This window comes from Lacrimispora algidixylanolytica (assembly GCF_003609635.1).
Classification (GTDB): Bacteria; Bacillota; Clostridia; order Lachnospirales; family Lachnospiraceae; genus Lacrimispora; species Lacrimispora algidixylanolytica.
In genome coordinates this window covers 37,385-58,623 of the sequence record NZ_MCIA01000034.1, presented here as the reverse complement: position 1 = coordinate 58,623, position 21,239 = coordinate 37,385, and the positions used below count along the sequence as shown (strand labels likewise).

At 40.6% G+C, this 21,239-nt stretch carries 23 protein-coding genes; 22 read left to right on the top strand and 1 reads right to left on the bottom strand.

Going from position 1 to position 21,239, the window contains the following annotated elements; genetic code table 11:
• The first annotated feature begins 43 nt into the window (after positions 1-43).
• From recG to BET01_RS19015, 8 genes are all read left to right on the top strand, one after another.
• Positions 44-2,095, top strand: coding sequence for an ATP-dependent DNA helicase RecG (gene recG / locus BET01_RS19050; protein ID WP_120198466.1), 2,052 nt, complete (start codon positions 44-46; stop codon positions 2,093-2,095).
• 36 nt (positions 2,096-2,131) lie between these two features.
• Entirely contained in the window at positions 2,132-2,827 is a 696-nt protein-coding gene (locus tag BET01_RS19045; protein WP_120198465.1) for a DUF975 family protein, read from the top strand.
• A complete protein-coding gene (locus BET01_RS19040) occupies positions 2,811-3,314 on the top strand; it encodes a leucine-rich repeat domain-containing protein (RefSeq protein WP_120198464.1) in 504 nt (167 codons plus the stop codon). Before BET01_RS19045 ends, BET01_RS19040 begins: the two co-directional genes overlap by 17 nt.
• 135 nt (positions 3,315-3,449) lie before the next feature.
• Positions 3,450-4,067 (top strand): uridine kinase, encoded by a 618-nt coding sequence (gene udk / locus BET01_RS19035; protein WP_120198463.1) that lies wholly within the window; start codon positions 3,450-3,452, stop codon positions 4,065-4,067.
• 160 nt (positions 4,068-4,227) lie between these two features.
• A complete protein-coding gene (locus BET01_RS19030; protein ID WP_120198462.1) occupies positions 4,228-4,431 on the top strand; it encodes an alpha/beta-type small acid-soluble spore protein in 204 nt (67 codons plus the stop codon).
• 202 nt (positions 4,432-4,633) lie between these two features.
• Positions 4,634-5,188, top strand: coding sequence for a 16S rRNA (guanine(966)-N(2))-methyltransferase RsmD (gene rsmD / locus BET01_RS19025; RefSeq protein WP_120198461.1), 555 nt, complete (start codon positions 4,634-4,636; stop codon positions 5,186-5,188).
• A 19-nt stretch (positions 5,189-5,207) separates the two neighbouring features.
• The gene (gene coaD / locus BET01_RS19020; RefSeq protein ID WP_120198460.1) at positions 5,208-5,696 is read left to right on the top strand and encodes a pantetheine-phosphate adenylyltransferase; all 489 of its coding nucleotides are present in this window, start codon (positions 5,208-5,210) and stop codon (positions 5,694-5,696) included.
• A 21-nt stretch (positions 5,697-5,717) separates the two neighbouring features.
• Positions 5,718-6,299, top strand: coding sequence for an ATP synthase subunit B family protein (locus BET01_RS19015; RefSeq protein WP_207667660.1), 582 nt, complete (start codon positions 5,718-5,720; stop codon positions 6,297-6,299).
• Here BET01_RS19015 and BET01_RS19010 read toward each other — a convergent pair.
• Positions 6,256-7,182, bottom strand: coding sequence for a nucleoside recognition protein (locus BET01_RS19010; protein ID WP_120198459.1), 927 nt, complete (start codon positions 7,180-7,182; stop codon positions 6,256-6,258). The two genes, BET01_RS19015 and BET01_RS19010, sit on opposite strands and share 44 nt — an antisense overlap.
• A 51-nt stretch (positions 7,183-7,233) precedes the next feature.
• On the opposite strand from BET01_RS19010, the gene BET01_RS19005 reads away from it, so the two are divergent.
• From BET01_RS19005 to hisIE, 14 genes are all read left to right on the top strand, one after another.
• Complete coding sequence (locus BET01_RS19005) at positions 7,234-8,043, top strand: M23 family metallopeptidase (RefSeq protein WP_120198458.1); 810 nt, start codon at positions 7,234-7,236, stop codon at positions 8,041-8,043.
• A gap of 45 nt (positions 8,044-8,088) precedes the next feature.
• Complete coding sequence (locus BET01_RS19000) at positions 8,089-9,453, top strand: RsmB/NOP family class I SAM-dependent RNA methyltransferase (protein ID WP_120198457.1); 1,365 nt, start codon at positions 8,089-8,091, stop codon at positions 9,451-9,453.
• Positions 9,453-10,202 carry a pseudouridine synthase gene (locus BET01_RS18995; RefSeq protein ID WP_120198456.1) on the top strand — a complete coding sequence of 250 codons (750 nt, stop codon included), beginning with the start codon at positions 9,453-9,455 and terminating at the stop codon, positions 10,200-10,202. The genes BET01_RS19000 and BET01_RS18995 overlap by 1 nt, the downstream gene beginning before the upstream one ends.
• Positions 10,189-10,854, top strand: a complete 666-nt coding sequence (locus BET01_RS18990; protein WP_120198455.1) for an HAD family hydrolase — start codon at positions 10,189-10,191, stop codon at positions 10,852-10,854. The genes BET01_RS18995 and BET01_RS18990 overlap by 14 nt, the downstream gene beginning before the upstream one ends.
• Positions 10,851-12,791, top strand: a complete 1,941-nt coding sequence (locus tag BET01_RS18985; protein WP_120198454.1) for a YgiQ family radical SAM protein — start codon at positions 10,851-10,853, stop codon at positions 12,789-12,791. The genes BET01_RS18990 and BET01_RS18985 overlap by 4 nt, the downstream gene beginning before the upstream one ends.
• A 29-nt stretch (positions 12,792-12,820) precedes the next feature.
• Positions 12,821-13,600 (top strand): SDR family NAD(P)-dependent oxidoreductase, encoded by a 780-nt coding sequence (locus tag BET01_RS18980; protein ID WP_120198453.1) that lies wholly within the window; start codon positions 12,821-12,823, stop codon positions 13,598-13,600.
• Positions 13,601-13,631: 31 nt separating this feature from the next.
• Positions 13,632-14,594, top strand: coding sequence for an RluA family pseudouridine synthase (locus BET01_RS18975; protein WP_120198452.1), 963 nt, complete (start codon positions 13,632-13,634; stop codon positions 14,592-14,594).
• A gap of 9 nt (positions 14,595-14,603) precedes the next feature.
• Complete coding sequence (locus tag BET01_RS18970) at positions 14,604-15,137, top strand: Holliday junction resolvase RecU (RefSeq protein ID WP_120198451.1); 534 nt, start codon at positions 14,604-14,606, stop codon at positions 15,135-15,137.
• A 130-nt stretch (positions 15,138-15,267) separates the two neighbouring features.
• Positions 15,268-16,530, top strand: a complete 1,263-nt coding sequence (gene hisZ / locus BET01_RS18965) for an ATP phosphoribosyltransferase regulatory subunit (RefSeq protein ID WP_120198450.1) — start codon at positions 15,268-15,270, stop codon at positions 16,528-16,530.
• Positions 16,531-16,543: 13 nt separating this feature from the next.
• Positions 16,544-17,194, top strand: a complete 651-nt coding sequence (gene hisG, locus BET01_RS18960) for an ATP phosphoribosyltransferase (protein WP_120198449.1) — start codon at positions 16,544-16,546, stop codon at positions 17,192-17,194.
• Positions 17,191-18,492: a histidinol dehydrogenase gene (hisD, locus tag BET01_RS18955; RefSeq protein ID WP_120198448.1), complete on the top strand. Its 1,302-nt coding sequence runs from the start codon at positions 17,191-17,193 to the stop codon at positions 18,490-18,492. Before hisG ends, hisD begins: the two co-directional genes overlap by 4 nt.
• Before the next feature lie 21 nt (positions 18,493-18,513).
• A complete protein-coding gene (gene hisB, locus BET01_RS18950; RefSeq protein WP_120198447.1) occupies positions 18,514-19,101 on the top strand; it encodes an imidazoleglycerol-phosphate dehydratase HisB in 588 nt (195 codons plus the stop codon).
• 12 nt (positions 19,102-19,113) lie between these two features.
• The gene (gene hisA, locus BET01_RS18945; protein WP_120198446.1) at positions 19,114-19,866 is read left to right on the top strand and encodes a 1-(5-phosphoribosyl)-5-[(5-phosphoribosylamino)methylideneamino]imidazole-4-carboxamide isomerase; all 753 of its coding nucleotides are present in this window, start codon (positions 19,114-19,116) and stop codon (positions 19,864-19,866) included.
• The gene (gene hisIE / locus BET01_RS18940; protein ID WP_120198445.1) at positions 19,853-21,136 is read left to right on the top strand and encodes a bifunctional phosphoribosyl-AMP cyclohydrolase/phosphoribosyl-ATP diphosphatase HisIE; all 1,284 of its coding nucleotides are present in this window, start codon (positions 19,853-19,855) and stop codon (positions 21,134-21,136) included. Before hisA ends, hisIE begins: the two co-directional genes overlap by 14 nt.
• The last annotated feature ends 103 nt before the right edge of the window (positions 21,137-21,239 follow it).

Below are 21,239 nucleotides of genomic sequence, written 5' to 3'. Positions count from 1 at the left end.
GGATTTTTGCTATTTAAAAAGGAACCTGGAGGTGAATGTTTTCATGAACCGCGAACCCATTGATACACTAAAGGGAATTGGGGAAAAAACCGGAAAATTATTTTATAAAGTTGGGGTAGAGACAATAGAAGATCTACTGGAATACTATCCAAGAGCATATGATACCTATGAAGAACCGTCTCCAATGGGAGATTTAAAACCGGACCAAGTTATGACCGTGGTGGGAATGCTCCATAAAACGCCGGATGTAAAACGTTATAGCCATATCCAGGTAATTACTACAACTTTATCGGATCCCACTGGATCTGTTGCTTTAACTTGGTATAACATGCCTTATCTCCACTCGACGCTTAAGGCTGGTATGCGAGCTGTCTTTCGAGGAAGAATTGTAAAGAAAAGCGGACGTCTCACCATGGAACAGCCGGAGGTATTTACAGAAGAGGCCTATGAACAGATTGTTCATTCTATGCAGCCGGTTTATGGGCAAACGAAAGGTCTTAGTAATAAAACGGTGGTAAGAGCTGTAAAGCAGGCGCTGGAGAATCGCAAGATGATCCGGGATTTTATGCCGGCAGATTTAAGAAAAAAGCATGAGCTGGCTGAATATAATTTTGCCATTGATCATATACATTTTCCGGAGGACCGAAAGGAACTTTTATTTGCAAGAAAACGTCTGGTATTTGAAGAGTTTTTCCTGTTTCTGATGGCAGTCAGGAGGCTTAAGGAGCAAAGAGAGGATAAAGAAAGCAAATATTCCTTGCAGCTTTCTCCTGATGTAGAAGAGATAAAGAAAGGTCTTCCCTATTCCCTTACAACGGCTCAGGAAAAGGTACTGAAAGAAGTGTATGGAGATATTTCCGGTGGACAGGTAATGAACCGTCTGGTTCAGGGTGATGTTGGATCTGGTAAGACCATCATTGCAATCCTTGCTCTTCTCCAGGCAGCTTATAACGGCTATCAAGGAGCTCTTATGGTGCCTACGGAAGTATTAGCAAAACAGCACTTTGAATCTATGACAGAGCTGTTTGAAGCCCATGGAATACAAAAAGTACCCATCCTTGTCACTGGATCGATGACAGCTAAGGAAAAGAGAATTGCCTATAGTAAGATCGCTTCTCACGAGGCTGACATTATTGTAGGTACACATGCCCTGATCCAGGAAAAAGTGGTATATGATAACCTTGCACTAGTTATCACGGATGAACAACATCGGTTTGGTGTAGGGCAGAGGGAGATGCTTGGAAAAAAGGGAGAAGAGCCTCATGTGCTTGTTATGAGTGCTACCCCAATACCAAGGACTCTTGCTATTATTATTTATGGTGATCTGGATATTTCTGTCATTGATGAATTGCCGGCCAATCGTCTTCCAATTAAGAATTGTGTGGTAGATACGGGGTACCGGAAAAAAGCGTATGAATTCATACGCAATGAAGTGGCTGCCGGTCGCCAGGCCTATGTAATATGTCCTATGGTTGAAGCCAGTGAGATGATTGAGGCAGAAAATGTAGTAGACTATACAAAGGTCCTCAAAGGAGAACTTCCAGGCATTACAGTGGAATACCTACACGGAAAAATGAAACCAAAAGAAAAAAATGGGATCATGGAGAGATATGCCAACGGAGAGATAAAGGTTTTAGTATCCACCACTGTAATTGAAGTAGGCGTTAATGTGCCCAATGCCACAGTCATGATGATTGAGAATGCAGAGCGGTTTGGTCTGGCTCAGCTCCATCAGTTAAGAGGCCGGGTAGGGCGTGGAAAACACCAGTCCTACTGCATTATGGTGAATGGTTCCGATCAAGATGGAACAAAGGAACGGCTTGATATCTTAAACAAATCCAATGACGGCTTTTTTATCGCGTCAGAGGATCTTAAGCTTCGAGGGCCTGGGGATATCTTTGGAATCCGACAAAGTGGTGATCTGGAATTTAAACTAGGGGATATTTTTACGGATGCTAATATACTTAAAACAGTGTCAGAGGAAGTAAACGTCCTGTTTAAAGGAGACCCGGAGCTTACTAAGGAGGAACATCAAGAACTTAAGATTCGTTTGGAGGATTATCTCGCAAAAAGCTATAATAAATTGAATTTATAACTGACTGTAACGATAAATAAGATTAGGAGGGGTGTTATGGATAGAAGCATATTAAAGATGGATGCCAAAACTGCCATGAAAGAGGCGGCGATCAGCCCGTATGGCGTCACCATTATATTTGGTATTATTATTTTCATTTTGACTATTGTTCAAAGAGCTTTTGATGAATGGGGTGTTATTATAATTCAGACAAAAGCAAATGAGGATCCAGCGCAGTTTATTCCTTATATGGTTAGCAGTTTAATATTTGCAGCAATCTATTTTATTATAACAACAGTCCTTAATTTCGGATATCTGCTTTATTGCCTTAAGGTTTCAAACAGAGATTCTTCCATGGCCTATAGTGATCTTTTCCTTGGGATTCGTTACATATTTAAAGTCCTTGGGCTTAGTATTATGATATCTATTTTTGTCATGTTATGGTCTTTGCTTCTTATTATACCAGGTATTATTGCTTCTTTTCGGTATACTCAGGCTGTTTTTATATTAGCGGAGAATCCCGATAAAGGAATTATGCAGTGTATCCGGGAGAGTAAGGAAATGATGATAAACCATAAATTTGAATATTTTGTTCTTGATTTATCCTTTCTATTATGGATCTTGCTAATGCTTGTTACCGTTGGCCTGGCTTCAATTTATGTAAACCCGTATATAACTATAACGAAAGCTAATTATTATAATGCCATAAAGCCTAAATTGGCTGTGCCTGAGGAATATGTGGCTTCTGAATAAAAAAGTGGGAGGTTCAGTTCTTAAACTAGGAACTGAACCTTTTTTACGTAGAGGAAATAAGCAAGAAAAAGAATTGAATATAACGGATGATTCTGCTAAAATAAGTTGGGTAAATACTACATACGAAGATATATCAAATATTTTTCTTGTTCCTTCTATACAAGAGTTATATTTAAATGGGGTTGAATGCGAGCTTGATTTCGATAAAGTCCAGTTGTCGGAAAATCTGAAAGTTTTAGAGTTGGATGGGATAAAATTAAATAAGAATGGTAAGGTCAGTGGTGGCAACGGTATTTATTCTATTGATTATGACAAAGTTGTTTTTGACGAACATAAAGATTTTTTAATGAAATTCCCAGGACTTAATAAACTTAGTTTGGCAGATAATACTTTGACAGGTGTAGATTTTATAGCTTCCATTCCAGCACTGGAGGAACTTAACATCAGTGGCAATTATGTAACAGATTTGAAGCCTTTACAAAATTAAAGTCAATTAAAAAAGGTAATTTGCACGGATAATCCCATTGGGAATGACCGGGTCTTAAGCGATCATATATCCAATATAAAATAATGTAAGAAAATAAGTGAATTAGATCCAAACGAGACTAAAGGAGTGCGAAAGATGAAAAGTGTATTAATTGGTATTGCAGGAGGAACCGGTTCAGGAAAGTCAACCTTTACCAATCGTTTAAAGGAAGCATTTTGCGATGATATTGCAGTTATCTATCATGATAATTATTATAGAAAACAAGACGGTATTCCCTTTGAAGAAAGAAAAAAGATGAACTACGATCATCCGGAAGCCTTTGAAACGGAACTTTTGTTGGACCAGTTATCTCAGCTCCGTTCTGGAGAAGGTGTGGATTGCCCGGTTTATGATTATTCCTTACATAATCGCTCTGATGAGTTTGTAAGGGTTGAGCCAAAGAAAGTGATTTTGGTGGAAGGAATCTTGGTTTTTGTAGATGAGCGGTTAAGAGATATGTTTGATATCAAGATTTTTGTTGAGGCTGATGCTGATGAGAGAATTCTTAGACGGGTTATTCGGGATGTAAAAGATCGGGGAAGAGACATAGAAGGCGTGGTGGAGCAATACCTGACTACGGTAAAGCCTATGCATTACCTTTATGTTGAGCCAACAAAGCCGCTTGCTGACGTGATTATTAATAGTGGTATGAATGAAGTGGCGTTTCAGCTTATGAAAACTAACATTGAAAAAATGCTTGCTTCTGAGTCATAAATCCTGATATATGAGGTTAGATATTAAGGTTAAAAAATTTCCTAAAATTTTCTAGTGTATTTCATTCTATTTCAGCCATAATAGGAGTGTAGCACAAAACACACCATGTAAAAAACAAACGCACACATGGTGAAATAGATGAAAAAGGAGGCATTTTATTATGTCAGGAAAATCTAACACTACAAATGTACCAGAGGCAAAAGAAGCAATGGATCGTTTCAAAATGGAAGTAGCAAACGAATTAGGTGTTCCATTAACTAATGGATACAACGGTAACTTAACTTCTGCACAGAATGGTTCTGTAGGCGGTTATATGGTTAAGAAAATGATCGAATCTTATGAGAGACAGCTTGCAGGTAAATAATCTGTAAAAAGTAAAAAAGAAAAGCAATAGAAGAAGAGCCGTAGCCAAGTAAATGATAATTTGTTTACAGGGGCTACGGCTCCTTTTCTTTTTTTGTTTTTAAAATAAAACTTATTAATTTTAGAATCACTGGAGAAAATCTTGTTGTATATCTTTTGGTTTCATACTATAATAGTTTGGATAAATAAAGTGAGGAATCATAATGAGAGTAATCGCAGGAAAAGCTAGAAGGCTTATGTTAAAAACAATAGAAGGTCAGGATACCAGGCCGACCACAGATAGAATCAAGGAAACACTTTTTAATATGATAAATACGGACATGCCAGACTGCTGTTTTCTGGACTTGTTTTCCGGAAGTGGAGCAATTGGAATTGAGGCCATAAGCCGTGGGGCAAAATTAGTAGTTATGATAGAACAAAATCCCAAAGCAGCGGAGTGTATCCGGGAAAATTTAAAAACCACTAAGCTGGAAAAGGAAGGAATTGTCATGAACTGTGATGTTCTAACAGGTCTTTCCAGGCTGGAAGGTAAGGGATACGTATTTGACTATGTTTTTATGGATCCCCCCTATAACATGGAATGGGAAAAAAAGGTACTTGAATCTTTGGTGAGTTCATCGCTGATTCAGGAACATACCGTGATTATCACAGAAGCATCCTTAGAGACTTCTTTTGATTATCTGGAAGCCATGGGTTATGGCATCATAAAAGACAAAACTTACAAGACAAATAAGCACATTTTTATAGAGAAAAAGTAATAAAAGAAAAGAGAATCTTATGAGAAAAGCAGTATACCCAGGAAGCTTCGATCCGGTAACGTTTGGTCATTTAGATATCATTGAACGTTCGGCTAGAATGTCCGATCATTTAATTATAGGAGTTTTAAATAATAATTCAAAATCGCCGTTGTTTTCTGTAGAAGAACGTGTTAATATGTTAAAGAGCCTAACTAGGGATTTAAAGAACGTGGAAGTGACAGCGTTTGGGGGTCTATTAGTTGATTTTGTACGAGCCAATCAAGCGGATGCGGTCATCCGTGGGCTTCGCGCTGTGACCGATTTTGAATATGAATTGCAGATTGCACAGACCAACCGAGTGATTGCACCGGAAGTGGATACTGTGTTTTTAACGACGAATCTTAAATATTCTTACTTGAGTTCCAGCATTGTGAAGGAAATAGCCGCTTTTGGTGGAGAGATAAACGCGTTTGTGCCAGATGAAGTAGCAAAACGTGTAATGAAGAAAATAGAAGATAGAATGAAATAAAAGTAAGGAGCGTTCGAATTTATGATGAGTAGAATAGAGCAGTTAATTGGTGAAATCGAAGAATATATTGACAGCTGTAAGTATCAGCCTCTATCTAACAGCAAGATTGTGGTCAACCGAGATGAGTTAGAGGAACTTTTAGTAGAGCTGCGCCTTCGTATTCCAGATGAGATCAAGCAGTATCAAAAAATTATCAGTAACCGGGATGCTATTATGAGCGAAGCACGCCAGCAAGCAGACTCTATTTTGGTCCAAGCCAATGCTCAGACCAATGAACTGGTTAATGAACACGAGATCATGCAAAAAGCCTATGCCCAGGCCAATGATATTATTGAACAGGCTAGCCAACAGGCTCAGCAGATTGTAGAAAAAGCAGTAGGCGATGCAAACGGAATCAGACAAAGCTCTGTTCAGTATACCGATGATATGCTCAAAAGTCTGCAGACGATTATCAGCCACTCCATGGAAGGCGCCCAGGGCCGCTTTGATGCTTTTATGACTTCCATGCAGTCAAGCTATGATATCGTATCATCCAATCGCCAGGAATTGACCGGAGCTGTTATGGGAACGGAACAAGTTCCAGAACCCGGGACAGCAGAATAAACAGGATAATGGTTAGAAGGCCGTGAAACGCTTTCCATGCTACATAATGCCGGATGGATAATCCGGCATTTTTTATGACACTCTTTGTCTGGAAGATTCCAGACAGGCCACCGAATGCAGTAGCGGCTGCAATCCATAATCCACATAGATTACCAGAAAAAGACTCTGATATAGCCTTGATCCCAGTGGTGATTTCCACAAGGCCAAGAATCACTGCTTTATATTCGGGGACTCCTATTGGTAGCTTTGTTATGGAAAGAGCAAGGATGGAGAATAACATGATATAACCGCCAATTTTAACCATGATCTCGCAGGAGTCCATCATGCTATCATCAAAGGATTGTGTTGATTTCTTACTGGTAGGTAAGGAACGTTCAGGCTCTGACACCTGGTAAATTACTTTTGCGATCAAAGACACAGGCAATATGGGCAGATAAATGGATAAAAGAAGGATTGACACTGGTACCTGGGAGGGTAAATTGGAAGCTGCATATCCAAGAAGGAACATAGGACTTGGGTGATTGCAGATAGCAAGTAGATACCTCCCTTCTTTACTCGAGATACGGCCGCTGTCCATAAAATCACTGCAGGTTCTTGCGCCCATGGGATAACCGCATAAGAGACCAGATATAAGGGCATAACTTCCGGCATCGGACAGATAAAAAAACTGATGCAAAAGTTTTTTTACCGGAAATATTAGGATATTAATCGCATTTAAGGTCACAATTACGTTGGAACAGATCATAAAGGGCAGCAAAGTAGGTACTACGATTGAGCCCCAAAGTATAAGCCCATTTCTTGCCCCTTCAAAGGCGATGGAAGGACGGAAGAGAAGAAATAGTAGGGCAGCTACAGAAAGCAGACGGAAAAAGGATTTTTTCATATGCACCCGAATAAATTGTTTTATATATTTATATGAAGAGGCGTGACCGATATGATGGTGATTCTTTTTTTGATTCTGATCCTGTCCGTATTCCATGTGACCATGATCGATTATTTATACAACAATCCAACCTTTTATCAACTCAATGCATACACTTGGGAAAGTGAGGATTTTAGAAGCCTGAAGCTTGGAAATATGGTGGCTGACTGGAATACCATTGATTACGATGTGCTCACTTCTCTTATGGTGGAGCATCAGTATGATCTGACAAAAGTAAAGGTCAAGGACAACCGCGGAGACCGGCTTCGTAAAATAAAGCCACAAGAATACCGAAAGTTAAAGAATGCATATACTACATTGCTTGGAGATCTGAAGTTTTTTCCGGTTCCTCTCAATTTAAAGGAGGGAATCCCTGACGTCACCTATGAAAATGGCTGGATGCAGCCCCGTACCTATGGTGGAGATCGAGGACATGAAGGGTGCGATGTTATGGGAAGTAAGCGTCCCAGAGGTTATTATCCAGTTGTAAGCATGAGTGATGGTGTAGTGGAAAAGGTAGGCTGGCTAAATAAGGGTGGATGGCGCATTGGCATCCGTACGCCAAAGGGAGCGTATCTATACTATGCCCATCTTTATGGATACAGCAAAGAGTGGAAAGCAGGCGATGTGGTGAAGGCAGGAGAGCTTTTGGGCTTTATGGGAGATACTGGCTACAGTGAAATTGAAGGGACAACCGGGAACTTTGATGTCCATCTTCATGTGGGGATTTATCTAAAAACAGACAACAATGAGGAGATGAGCGTCAACCCATATTGGGCCCTTAAGTATCTGGAGAAAAATCGGTTGAAATATTCCTATTAGTATATTAAGATTGCTTACATAGACAGGAAACAGGAGCAAAAAAACGTGAAAGAAATTAAAGTTTCGGAAGAGTTTTTAAATAGAATGAGAGACTTACTGGGTGCAGAAGAGTTTGAGGCTTACGTAAAAAGCTTTGAAGAAGAAAGACTCTATGGGTTGAGGGTTAACACGCTTAAAATTTCGCCAGAAGAATTTTTGAAAATAACGGACCTTTCTTTAAAGCCCATTCCATGGATTAGGAATGGTTTTTATTATGAAGGTGAGGAACGTCCTGCCAAGAATCCGCATTACTTTGCAGGATTATATTATTTGCAGGAACCCAGCGCCATGACTCCAGCGAGCCTGCTTCCTGTAATGCCAGGAGATAAGGTTCTTGATTTATGCGCAGCCCCTGGAGGCAAAAGTACGGAACTTGGGGCAAAGCTAAAAGGCAAAGGAATGTTGGTATCCAATGATATCAGTAATTCCAGGGCAAAAGCTCTTCTTAAGAATCTGGAACTTTGGGGGATCGAGAATATCTGTGTTACCAGTGAGGAACCGGCTAAGCTAAAGGAGATATTTGGTCAGTTTTTTGATAAGATCCTAATCGATGCGCCCTGTTCTGGCGAAGGGATGTTCCGAAAAGATGCTGATATGGTAAAAAGCTATGAAGAACATGGGCCAGAGTATTATGCTGTCATCCAAAAAGAGATTGTAACTCAGGCTGTGGACATGTTGGTCCCAGGTGGGTTTCTTCTGTATTCCACGTGTACATTTTCCCTATGTGAGGATGAGGATATTATCAGAGGGGTTTTAGCAGAACATGAGGATATGGAGCTTATTTCACTTCCTCTTTTTGATGGAGCCTCGGATGGGATGGGGCTTTCTGGCTGTCTTCGACTTTTTCCTCATCGGATAAAAGGAGAAGGGCATTTTATGGCATTGTTAAGAAAAAAACAATCTCTTGATAGTGGTGAAAAGAAAAAGGACGATACAGAGAAGGAGAAACCGTTACCTGGAGAATTGGTAGATTTTCTTTCTCTCCTTTCCAAACCATTTGATACGAGACGAATCTATATAAAAGATGAAACCGTCTATTACTTACCGGAGAGTTTTCCAAAACAAGGGAAAAAGCTTCGTTATTTAAGGACTGGTTTATTGCTTGGAGAACTGAAAAAAGGACGCTTTGAGCCGGCACAGCCTTTAGCTATGGTGCTTAAGCCAGAAGAGTTTGGACAAACGATTTGCTGGAATAAAGAAGATGAAAGGGTAATCCGATATTTAAAGGGAGAAACTATTTCATTAAAGGAAGAGGAAGGCCAAAGAAAAGGCTGGTGCTTGATTTGTGTGGATGGATTTCCTCTCGGCTTTGCTAAGGGGAGCGGAAGCACTCTCAAAAACAAATATTACCCTGGATGGCGGTGGCAATAATGAAAGAAATTAGATTAGATAAATTTTTAGGCGAGATGGGAATTGGAACCAGAAGCCAGATTAAAGAGATGGCCAAAAAAGGCAGGATATCCGTAGATGGTGTTCCGGAGAAAAAGACAGATAGAAAAATAGACCCTGAACAAGTTGAGGTAACCGTAGATGCACGAAAGATTGCCTACGCTGCATTTGAATACTATATGCTAAACAAACCTCAGGGAGTCGTATCTGCTACGGAAGATAGGCGATATGAGACTGTTGTGGGTCTTATCGGAGATAGAATGCGAGATGATCTATTTCCCGTAGGAAGACTTGATATTGATACGGAAGGACTTATTCTGATTACCAATGATGGGGATCTGACTCATCAGCTCCTCTCTCCTAAAAAGCATGTGGATAAAGTTTATTTTGCTAAAATAGAAGGAGATCTTCCCTTTGATGCCAAAGAACAAATAGAACAAGGGATTGAGCTTTTGGATGGAACACCTACCCTTCCGGCAAAGCTTGAAGTGTTAAAAGTGGGGACGTTATCTGAAATACGACTTACCATACGAGAAGGAAAATTCCACCAGGTGAAACGTATGTTTGAAACACTTGGGTGCAATGTGGTATACTTAAAGAGGCTTTCCATGGGCAGTCTGCAATTAGATGAGACTTTGGAGCCAGGAGAATACCGTCCTCTTCACCAAGAGGAATTAGAGGAATTGAAGCGTCATGGAAAGGAAAAGAGAACAGACCATGTTAAACAATAAAAAAGCTGTAATATTTGATCTAGATGGAACACTGGTTGATTCTATGTGGATGTGGAAAACCATTGATGAAGAATTTTTAGGTGATAGAGGGATTCTTTGTCCCGATGATTTGCCAAAAGACATAGAAGGAATGAGTTTTTCGGAAACTGCCTTATATTTTAAGGAAAGGTTTGATCTTAAAGAATCTTTGGATGAAATCAAGGAAATATGGGTGGGAATGTCCATTGAAAAGTACAAATTTGAAGTCCCCCTTAAGCCTGGTGCAGATGTATTGTTGAAATACATAGCAGAAAACGGGCTTAAAGCCGGCATCGCTACCAGCAATGGCCGACAAATGGTAGATGCGGTGATTGATTCTCTTCATATCGGTCAATATTTCCAAGTAGTGGCTACTTCTTGTGAGGTACCGGCTGGAAAGCCCGCACCTGATATTTATTTAAAGGTAGCGAAAGAACTTTGTGTTGAACCTGCAAACTGCCTTGTCTTTGAAGATGTCCCGGCAGGAATCCTGGCAGGCAAGAGGGCAGGTATGACAGTCTGCGCAGTTGACGATGAATTTTCCAGAGACATGGAAGAGGAAAAGAGACATCTGGCAGATTACTTTATTAATGATTATCATCAGATATTTAATGGAAATGGAGCGAACGAATGATGCACGATTATCTTCCGATCAACCGGATAGACATGAACATAAGAGGATGGAAACAATGTGATTTTGTTTATGTTGTTGGAGATGCCTATGTGGATCACCCATCCTTTGGACATGCAATTATAAGCCGACTTTTAGAGGCTCATGGATATAAAGTGGGAATCATCTCACAACCGGACTGGAAGGATAAAAAAAGCATCCAGATTCTTGGGGAACCCAAACTTGGATTTTTGGTATCTGGCGGAAATATGGATTCCATGGTAAACCATTACTCGGTATCGAAAAAACGTAGACAGCAGGATGCCTATACCCCTGACGGAGCTATGGGAAAACGTCCAGATTATGCGACCACAGTCTATTGTAATTTGATTCGTTCGGTCTATAAGGATGCCCCTATTATTGTGGGAGGCATTGAAGCCAGCTTAAGGCGGTTCGCTCATTATGATTACTGGTCTGACCGGCTAAAACACTCGATTCTCATTGATTCCCAGGCGGATTTGATTTCGTATGGTATGGGAGAAAAATCAATTGTAGAGGTCGCTGATGCCTTAAGCAGTGGTATAGATATTAAGGATATTACTTTTATAGAAGGTACGGTTTATAAGGCGAATAGCTTAGATTCCGTATATGATTACCAGCTGCTTCCGACGTTTGATAGCATGAAGGCAGATAAATTAGAGTATGCAAAGAGCTATTACATTCAATATTCCAACACCGATCCATTTCTTGGAAAACGTCTGGTAGAGCCTTATAAGGATAATTTATTTGTAGTACAAAACCCACCATCAAAACCATTATCTGAGGAAGAGATGGATTTCACCTATGGACTTCCTTATATGCGTAATTACCATCCTTCCTATGAAGAACAGGGGGGAATACCGGCGATCAGAGAGATCAAATTCAGCCTTATCAATAACCGTGGCTGTTTTGGCGCCTGCAGTTTCTGTGCTCTTACATTCCATCAGGGTAGAATTATTCAGGCGAGAAGCCATGAATCCCTTATAGATGAGGCAAAAAAGCTGATAGAAGAACCGGATTTTAAAGGCTATATCCATGATGTGGGTGGTCCTACCGCAGATTTCAGACATCCCGCTTGTGAAAAGCAGACCACAAAAGGAGCCTGCTCGAATCGTCAGTGTCTTTTTCCGGAGCCATGCAAAAATCTAAATCCAGATCACTCCGATTATATTGAGCTTCTTAGAAAGTTAAGAAACTTGCCAAAGGTGAAGAAGGTATTTATTCGTTCCGGAATCCGTTTTGATTATGTTCTTGCAGATCCTGGTAAAAAATTCCTAAAGGAACTTTGCGAACATCATGTCAGCGGTCAGTTAAAGGTTGCACCAGAGCACGTTGCGGATAAAGTACTTTCAAAAATGGGTAAACCAAAGAATGATGTATATCGTGAGTTCGTAAAAGAGTATAATGAGATGAATGGACGTCTTGGTAAAAAGCAGTATCTGGTTCCATATCTCATGTCTTCCCATCCAGGGTCTGGGCTTCACGAAGCCATTGAACTTGCAGAGTATTTAAGAGATCTGGGTTATATGCCAGAACAGGTTCAGGATTTTTATCCAACCCCATCTACAATATCCACTTGTATGTATTATACGGGAATTGACCCTCGCACCATGGAAAAGGTTTATGTGCCTACGAACCCCCATGAGAAAGCCATGCAGAGAGCCTTAATACAGTATCGAAATCCAAAGAACTACGACCTAGTTGTTGAGGCATTAAAACTAGCTGGCCGTACTGACTTGATTGGATTTGAGAAAAAATGCTTGATTCGCCCCAGAACCGGAGGACCTAAAAGTAATATAGATGGGAAAAGCGGGAAATATAATGGTAATATGGGAAAAGCGGAAGTTCAATCCTCAGAAGGACAGAAAAACCGCAAGAGAAAAACCATACGAAACGTTCATAAAAAGGCTGCAAAGAAATAAAATCAAAATTGGGAAAAGAAGGGATCAATATGAAGATTGCAATTGTAACCGGTGCGTCTTCCGGTATGGGAAAAGAATTTGTCATGCAGATTGCGGATCGTTTTAATGGAATTGAAGAAATATGGGCGATTGCCAGAAGACAGGAGTCCATGGAGGCAATGGCCCCCCTGGTTCCTGTAAGGCTTCGGGTGTTTTCCATTGATTTGACCAAAGAAAGCAGCTTGATGTCTCTTGGGGATACCCTTAAGAAGGAAAAACCTGAAATTAAGTGGTTGATCAATGCGGCCGGATATGGAAAGATTGGTTCCGTTGGAAGCGTTAATCTTGGAGACGAGATGGGAATGGTAGATCTCAACTGCAGAGCACTGATTGCTGTTACTCATATGGTCCTTCCCTACATGTCGCAAAATAGTCGCATCATACAATTTGCTTCAGCAGCCTCATTTATGCCTCAGCCAGGTTTTGCTATCTATGCGGCAACAAAATCATTTGTTTTAAGTTATAGCAGAGCTTTGAATGTTGAATTAAATAAAAAAGGGATATACGTGACGGCTGTTTGTCCTGGACCTGTAAGAACTGAGTTTTTTGATATTGCAGAAACAACGGGAGAAATCCCTATCTATAAAAAGGTAGTAATGGCGGATCCGAAAAAGGTGGTTCGCCTAGCATTGCGAGACAGCATGATGGGACGTTCTATTTCCGTGTATGGAGGAGCCATGAAAGCCCTCCGTTTTGCCGCCAAAGCAATGCCTCATAGCTTGATTTTACGGATTTACAAAGGCCTTGATCTAATGAAGGTGAAAAATTAAAGCTTAATGAGGATTACAGAAAGGATAAAACATGCAGTCTTTGATTGTATCGAATAATGAAGCAGGCCAACGTCTTGACAAGCTGCTGACCAAGTATTTAAATCTTGCCGGTAAAAGCTTTCTTTATAAGATGATGCGAAAAAAGAACATTACTCTAAATGGCAAAAAGTGTGATGGTTCGGAGAAATTATTATCGGGAGATGAGATAAAGCTCTTTTTATCCGATGAGACCATTTCAAAGTTTTCTGAGGTAAAGATACCCGATGTTAAAAAAATCAATTTAGATATTATCTATGAGGACGATCATATTTTATTGGTGAATAAACCATCCGGTATGTTGTCCCAGAAAGCGAAGGAAGCGGATGAATCCTTGGTGGAATACCTTATTGATTACATGATATCAAGCGGTCAGTTATCCACAGAACAATTAAAAAGCTTCCGTCCCTCTATCTGCAACCGCCTTGACCGGAATACAAGTGGCCTAGTGGTAGGAGGGAAATCGCTTGCTGGACTTCAAGTTATGTCAGAGGTATTTAAGGATAGAAGCATACACAAGTATTATAATTGTGTGGTTAAGGGAGAGGTTATAAAACGTCAGACAATAACTGGCTTTTCAATTAAGAACGAGGCGACCAATCAGGTAACCATTCATAAAACCTCAGTGCCAGGGAGTGTTCCTATCATCACAGAGTACGAGCCAATTCAATATTATGGGGGATATACTCTTTTAAAGGTTACGTTGATTACTGGACGAACCCATCAAATCAGGGCTCATTTGTCATCCATCGGTCATCCGATTGTAGGAGATTATAAATATGGAGACAACCGGGTCAATGAAGAGGCAAAAAAGCTTTTCCACATCAATTCCCAGATGCTCCATTCCTTTCAGGTGGTTTTTCCAGACCTTAAGGAGCCTTTGGCGTATCTATCAGGAAAGTCTTTTAAAGCGCCTCTTCCCAAATCGTTTACAAAGATTTGCAAGGATTGGAGATAGGAGGGAGATATGGGAACCTGGAAAACTAGGGGCTTAAGAGGATCGACCCTTGAAGAATTAATTAATCGGAGCAATGAAGGCTACCGGGAAAAGGGATTGGCTTTGATTCAGAAAATACCAACTCCAATCACACCTATTTCTATCGAAAAGGAAAGTCGTCATATTACACTTGCATATTTTGATCAGAAAAGTACGGTGGATTACATTGGGGCAGTACAGGGGATTCCCATATGCTTTGATGCAAAAGAGTGTGGGGCCAATACCTTTCCGTTGCAGAATATTCATGCCCATCAGGTGACTTTTATGGAGGAGTTTGAGCGCCAAGGCGGAATTGCCTTTATTATCTTATCTTACACCCATAAAAATGAGCTCTATTATCTTCCGTTTGCTCATCTAAAGGAATACTGGAAGAGAATGGAAGATGGCGGAAGAAAAAGCTTTACCTATGATGAAGTTGATAAGTCTTGGAAGATTGGAAGCTGCCGTGATATTTTAGTCCACTATCTGGAAATGATACAAAAAGATTTAACAGGAAGAGATTGACAAGACCGGTTTTGTAACCTATAATAAACAGCACATCATCGAATTATCACTTTACCACAAGAAAGCGTCGTGAAGTGATGAGACATGAAATAGAATTTCTTCACTGATTTATGGCGGTCAGGAGGTTAATATGACAAATAAACTGTTACATACACCGGATGGTGTTCGGGATATATACGGAGCAGAGTGTACTAGAAAGTCAGTCGTACAGGATAAGATATTAAAGGTGTTTCATTTGTGCGGATATCAAGATATTGAGACTCCCACTTTTGAATTCTTTGATATCTTTAATGAATCCAGAGGAAGTGTCAAAGCCAAGGAGATGTTTAAGTTCTTTGACCGTGACAATCATACCCTCGTACTTCGTCCTGATGAAACGCCTGCCATTGCTAGATGCGCAGCAAAGTATTTTCTTCACGAAGATATGCCTATCCGGCTTTGTTATATAGAAAAGACGTTTATCAATCATTCCAGTTATCAAGGAAGGCTTAAGGAAGCCAGTCAGACGGGTGTTGAGTTAATTGGGGACGATTCTGCTGATTCTGACGGAGAAATCCTTGCCATGGTAATTTGGGCACTAATGAGTACAGGACTTACAGAGATCCAGGTGGAACTGGGAGAAGTGGATTTCTTTAAAGGGCTTTTGGAAGAAGCAGGAATGGATGCGGAACAGGAAGAACGTTTAAGGGAGCTGATCGAAAATAAGAATTATTTCGGTGTGGAAGAACTTGTAATGTCACAGCCCATGTCCGATGAGTTAAAACAGGCGTTCTTAAAGCTTCCAGAACTGTTTGGTTCTCTGGATCAAATCAAAGCAGCCAAAGAGCTTACGAAAAATAAAAGGGCATTGAGAGCTGTTGAGCGTCTGGAAGAGGTAAATGAGATTCTTTCCTTTTATGGACTGGCGGATTACGTCTCTTATGATCTTGGAATGTTAAGCAAATATCAGTATTATACAGGAATAATCTTTAAGGCTTATACGTATGGATCTGGTGATTATATTGTGAATGGCGGAAGGTATGACAAGCTGTTAGAACAGTTTGGAAAGGATTCTCCAGCAGTTGGCTTTGGAATTTCTGTAGATGAACTGCTTCTTGCTCTCTCAAGGCAGAAGATAAAGATAGAGATTCCAATCACCAATACTATGATTCTTTATGAGCAGGAGTCCAGAGAACAGGCTATTCTTTTGGCAGAGCATTTTCGTAGCACAGGCTTGGCGGTTCAACTCCAGACTAATAACAAAAATCGCTCCATGGAAGAATATGAGGCTTACGCGTTACGCAGGGAACTGACGAACCTTTTGTATCTGGATCAACGGGGAATTACTGTTACGATCAAAAACCTGTCGCTTGGACGGGTGGAAGAGATACCGCTTTCAGAATATTTAAAATGATCGGAGGGTATGTATGAGATATTTAACATTTGCCTTAGCAAAAGGGCGTCTAGCTAGCAAGTCCCTCGCCATGTTCGAAAAAATCGGTATCACCTGTGAAGAGATGAAGGATAAGGACTCCAGAAAACTGATTTTTGTCAATGAGGAACTTGGCATCCGATTTTTCCTTGCAAAAGCAAGTGATGTGCCTACCTATGTGGAATACGGCGCTGCAGATATCGGCATTGTGGGCAAGGATACTATTTTGGAAGAAGGCCGGAAGCTATATGAAGTAATGGACTTAGGGATGGGAAGTTGTCATATGTGCGTCTGTGGACCAGAATCGGCCAGAGAGCTTTTAAAACATCATGAGAGAATTCGGGTGGCTACCAAATATCCGGCCATTGCGAAAGACTATTTTTATAATAAGAAGCACCAGACCGTGGAAATCATCAAACTAAATGGTTCCATTGAGCTGGCTCCCATAGTAGGACTTTCTGAGGTCATAGTAGATATTGTGGAGACCGGAGCAACATTAAAGGAAAATGGTCTTACGGTATTAGAAGAGATCTGCCCTCTGTCTGCCCGAATGGTGGTAAACCAAGTGAGTATGAAGCGGGAAAATGACAGAATCACAAGCTTGATTCATGATCTTCGCACCTTACTTCAGGAGGAAAATAAATGAGAATTGTAAAATTAGACGAGGCGTCCAGAAAAAATATACTTGCTGATTTGCTAAGGCGAGACCCTAACCAATATGGCACTTATGCAGATACAGTCCAGACCATCATTGATACGGTAAAAAGAGATCGAGACAAAGCCGTATTTGCATATACCAGAGAATTTGATCATGTGGAAATCAATGCCTCCAATATCAGGGTAACAGAGCAGGAAATCGAAGAAGCTATAAAAGAAGTGAAACCAGAACTTTTGGAAGTAATGAAGAAATCACTGAAAAACATTCGGGAATTTCATGAAAAACAAAGGCAGTATAGTTGGTTTGACAGCAAACCAAATGGTACCATCCTAGGTCAAAAGGTCACTGCCTTAGAGAGTGCTGGGGTGTACGTCCCAGGTGGAAAAGCTGCATATCCTTCTTCTGTGCTTATGAATATTATTCCTGCGAAAGTTGCTGGGGTGGACCGTATTGTTATGGTAACTCCGCCAGGAAAAGATGGAAAGGTCAATCCTGTGACATTGACCGCCGCCCGTCTTGCTGGTGTGGCTGAGGTCTATAAAGTAGGTGGAGCTCAGGCCATTGCTGCCTTGGCTTTTGGAACCGAATCCATTCCCCGGGTAGACAAAATTGTAGGACCTGGAAATATATTTGTGGCTCTTGCTAAAAAAGCAGTTTATGGTCATGTGAGCATTGACAGCATTGCAGGACCTAGCGAGATTCTTGTACTGGCAGATGAGAGTGCCAATCCTCGTTTTGTTGCTGCAGATTTGCTGTCTCAGGCAGAACATGATGAGCTTGCTTCCTCTATCTTAGTAACCACCAGTATGGAACTGGCCCAAAAGGTATCTGAAGAAGCAGAACGCTTTACCAGCCAGCTATCTCGTTCTGACATAATAAGAAAATCACTGGATCAATACGGCTATATACTCGTAGCAGAATCTATGAAGGAAGCCATTGAAACGGTCAATGAAATAGCGCCCGAACATTTGGAAATCGTGACAAGGAATCCGTTTGAAGATATGACAAAGATTCGCCACGCGGGAGCAATCTTTATTGGTGAGTATAGCTCAGAGCCTCTGGGCGATTATTTTGCAGGACCAAATCACGTACTCCCCACCAATGGTACTGCCCGTTTCTTCTCAGCACTAAGTGTGGATGATTTCATTAAAAAATCAAGCATCGTCTATTATTCCAAAGAAGCGTTACATGAGGTCCACCAGGATGTCGAAGCTTTTGCAAACGCAGAATATCTTACTGCTCATGCCAATTCAGTTAAAGTCCGGTTTGAGGAAGAGGAATCGTAGATACGGGAAGGGAAGCAGAATATGGGACGAAGTTGTGAGTTGAATCGAGTGACAGGGGAAACAAACATTCATATGAACCTTAACCTGGATGGACAGGGAGAGTCAAATATTAAAACAGGCATTGGTTTTTTTGATCATATGTTAAATAGTTTTACTCGTCATGGTTTTTTTGATCTGAATCTATCTGTAGAGGGGGATCTAGACGTGGACACCCATCATACCGTAGAAGATACTGGGATAGTATTGGGGGCAGCAATTAAAAAAGCTCTTGGTGATAAAAAGTCGATTAAGCGTTATGGGAGTATGATTCTTCCCATGGATGAGACCTTGATCCTTTGTGCTATTGATTTATCCGGTAGGCCTTATTTCTGTTTTGACGTTCCCTTTACCACGCAACGGGTGGGAGATTTTGAAACAGAGATGGTAAAGGAATTTTTCTATGCCGTTTCTTATGCCAGTGAGATGAATCTGCATATAAGAAAACTGGCAGGTGAAAATAACCACCATATCATTGAAGGAGTTTTCAAAGCATTTGCAAAGGCTTTAGATGAAGCTACGATGCTAGATGACAGAATTCGAGGAGTCTTATCTACAAAAGGGACATTATAAAGGAGAATCTATATGCAGTTATATCCAGCGATTGATTTAAAAAATGGGCAATGTGTCCGTTTAAAGCAGGGAGAGTTTAAGGATATTACAGTATATTCTGACAAGCCAGAGGAGATTGCAGCGAAATGGCAATCAAAAGGAGCTACGTTTCTTCATTTGGTAGATTTAGACGGTGCTCTTGCTGGTCACTCTGTAAATAAAGAGGTTGTTCGGAAAATTGCAGCTACGGTTTCTATCCCGATTCAGATGGGCGGCGGCATCCGAAAAGAAGAAGATATTGAATTTGTACTATCCCTTGGCGTGTCCCGTGTCATAATTGGTACAAAAGCCGCAGAAAATCCGGAATTTATCCGCAACATGGTGAATAAATTTGGACAGGAGCGTATTGTAGCTGGAATTGATGCGAAGAATGGCATGGTTGCTGTAGAGGGGTGGGGAAAAATAAGTGATATTACTGCTTCCGATCTTGCAAATCGCATGAAGGAATATGGAATTCGTCATGTGGTATATACAGATATCGCCAGAGACGGTATGCTCTCCGGTCCCAATGTGGAATACACAAAAAAATTAACGGATGAAACAGGACTGGACATTATCGCTTCCGGTGGTATGTCTTCCATGGAAGATTTAAAAGAACTATATAATGCTGGCATACATGGTGCGATTATCGGAAAAGCGCTGTATGAAAACCGAATAGATTTAAAAGAAGCCATAGATGCTTTTGAGGACAGGACCATCAGGGGAGGACGAATTGATGGAATGTAAAAAATTAATTGCAGGTTTTGGCATACGACAAGGTCAGGCGTGGAAGCTTGACGATCTACAAACCTGTTATAAGGAAGACCTGCTCTCATTGGCTCGCTATCTTGGAGACAGTGGAGCCGATGAACTTTTTATTTATGATATATCGAATACGGAAGAAGATCATGAGAATACCATAGGTCTTATCAAAGAAGTTGTAAGGCTTTCCGACATACCAGTAATCGCAGGGGGTAGGGTAAAGCGCCTGGAAGATGTTAAGAAGTATTTATATGCCGGATCAAAGGCAGCTTTTCTTGACACCGGAGATGATGAGAATGTGGATCTCATGAAAGAAGCCGTGGACCGATTTGGAGACGATAAGATTTATGCCTATTTACCGGATGCTTCCTATCTTAGCCGAACTAAGGAATATGCTCAGCTTGGAGCTTCTATCATGATTCTTGGAGATTCAAACGTTACGAAGGAAACTCTTGAGGCAGTTTCTGGCTGTGAGGAGCACTTTTTAATTACTGGCTCTGATGAGTATATATTGACGGATTCTCTGAAAATGGATCGCGTGGATGGTTATATTTCCTTTCTTTTAGAAGATTCTGTTTTCATGGACTTAAAACAGGACTTAAAATCTCAGGGTATTGGAGTCGATACCTTTGAAAGTACGGTGGCATTTTCACAGTTTAAATTAAATTCCGATGGTTTGATTCCTGTCATCATTCAGGAATACCGGACCGGAGAAGTGCTCATGTTAGCCTATATGAATGAAATGGCGTTTGAGGAAACATTAAGGTCTGGCTGTATGACTTATTACAGCCGCAGCCGTCAAAGCCTCTGGAAAAAAGGTGAGACTTCTGGCCATTACCAATATGTGAAATCACTATCTCTTGATTGTGATAACGATACACTCCTTGCCAAGGTCAATCAGATTGGTGCTGCCTGTCATACAGGAGAGCAAAGCTGTTTCTACCAAAGCCTGATTAAAAAAGAGTTTAAAGATACCAATCCTCTTAAGGTATTTGAAGATGTCTTCCAGGTGATACTTGATCGAAAGACAAACCCAAAGGAAGGCTCTTATACCAATTACCTCTATGATAAAGGTTTGGATAAGATTCTTAAGAAGCTGGGAGAAGAGGCGACGGAAATCATCATCGCAGCGAAGAATCCAAATCCAGAAGAGGTAAAATACGAAATTTCAGATTTTCTTTATCATATGATGGTTTTAATGGCTCAAAAAGGAGTGACCTGGGAAGATATTACCAGAGAACTGGCGAACCGTTAAAAACTTCTAAAAGAGCTTTAATATGTTAAAAAAAGGGTATTTTAATACTGGCTTTTTATCCAGTTTAAGATATCCTTTTTCATGGTTTTAAAAGGTTTATTCG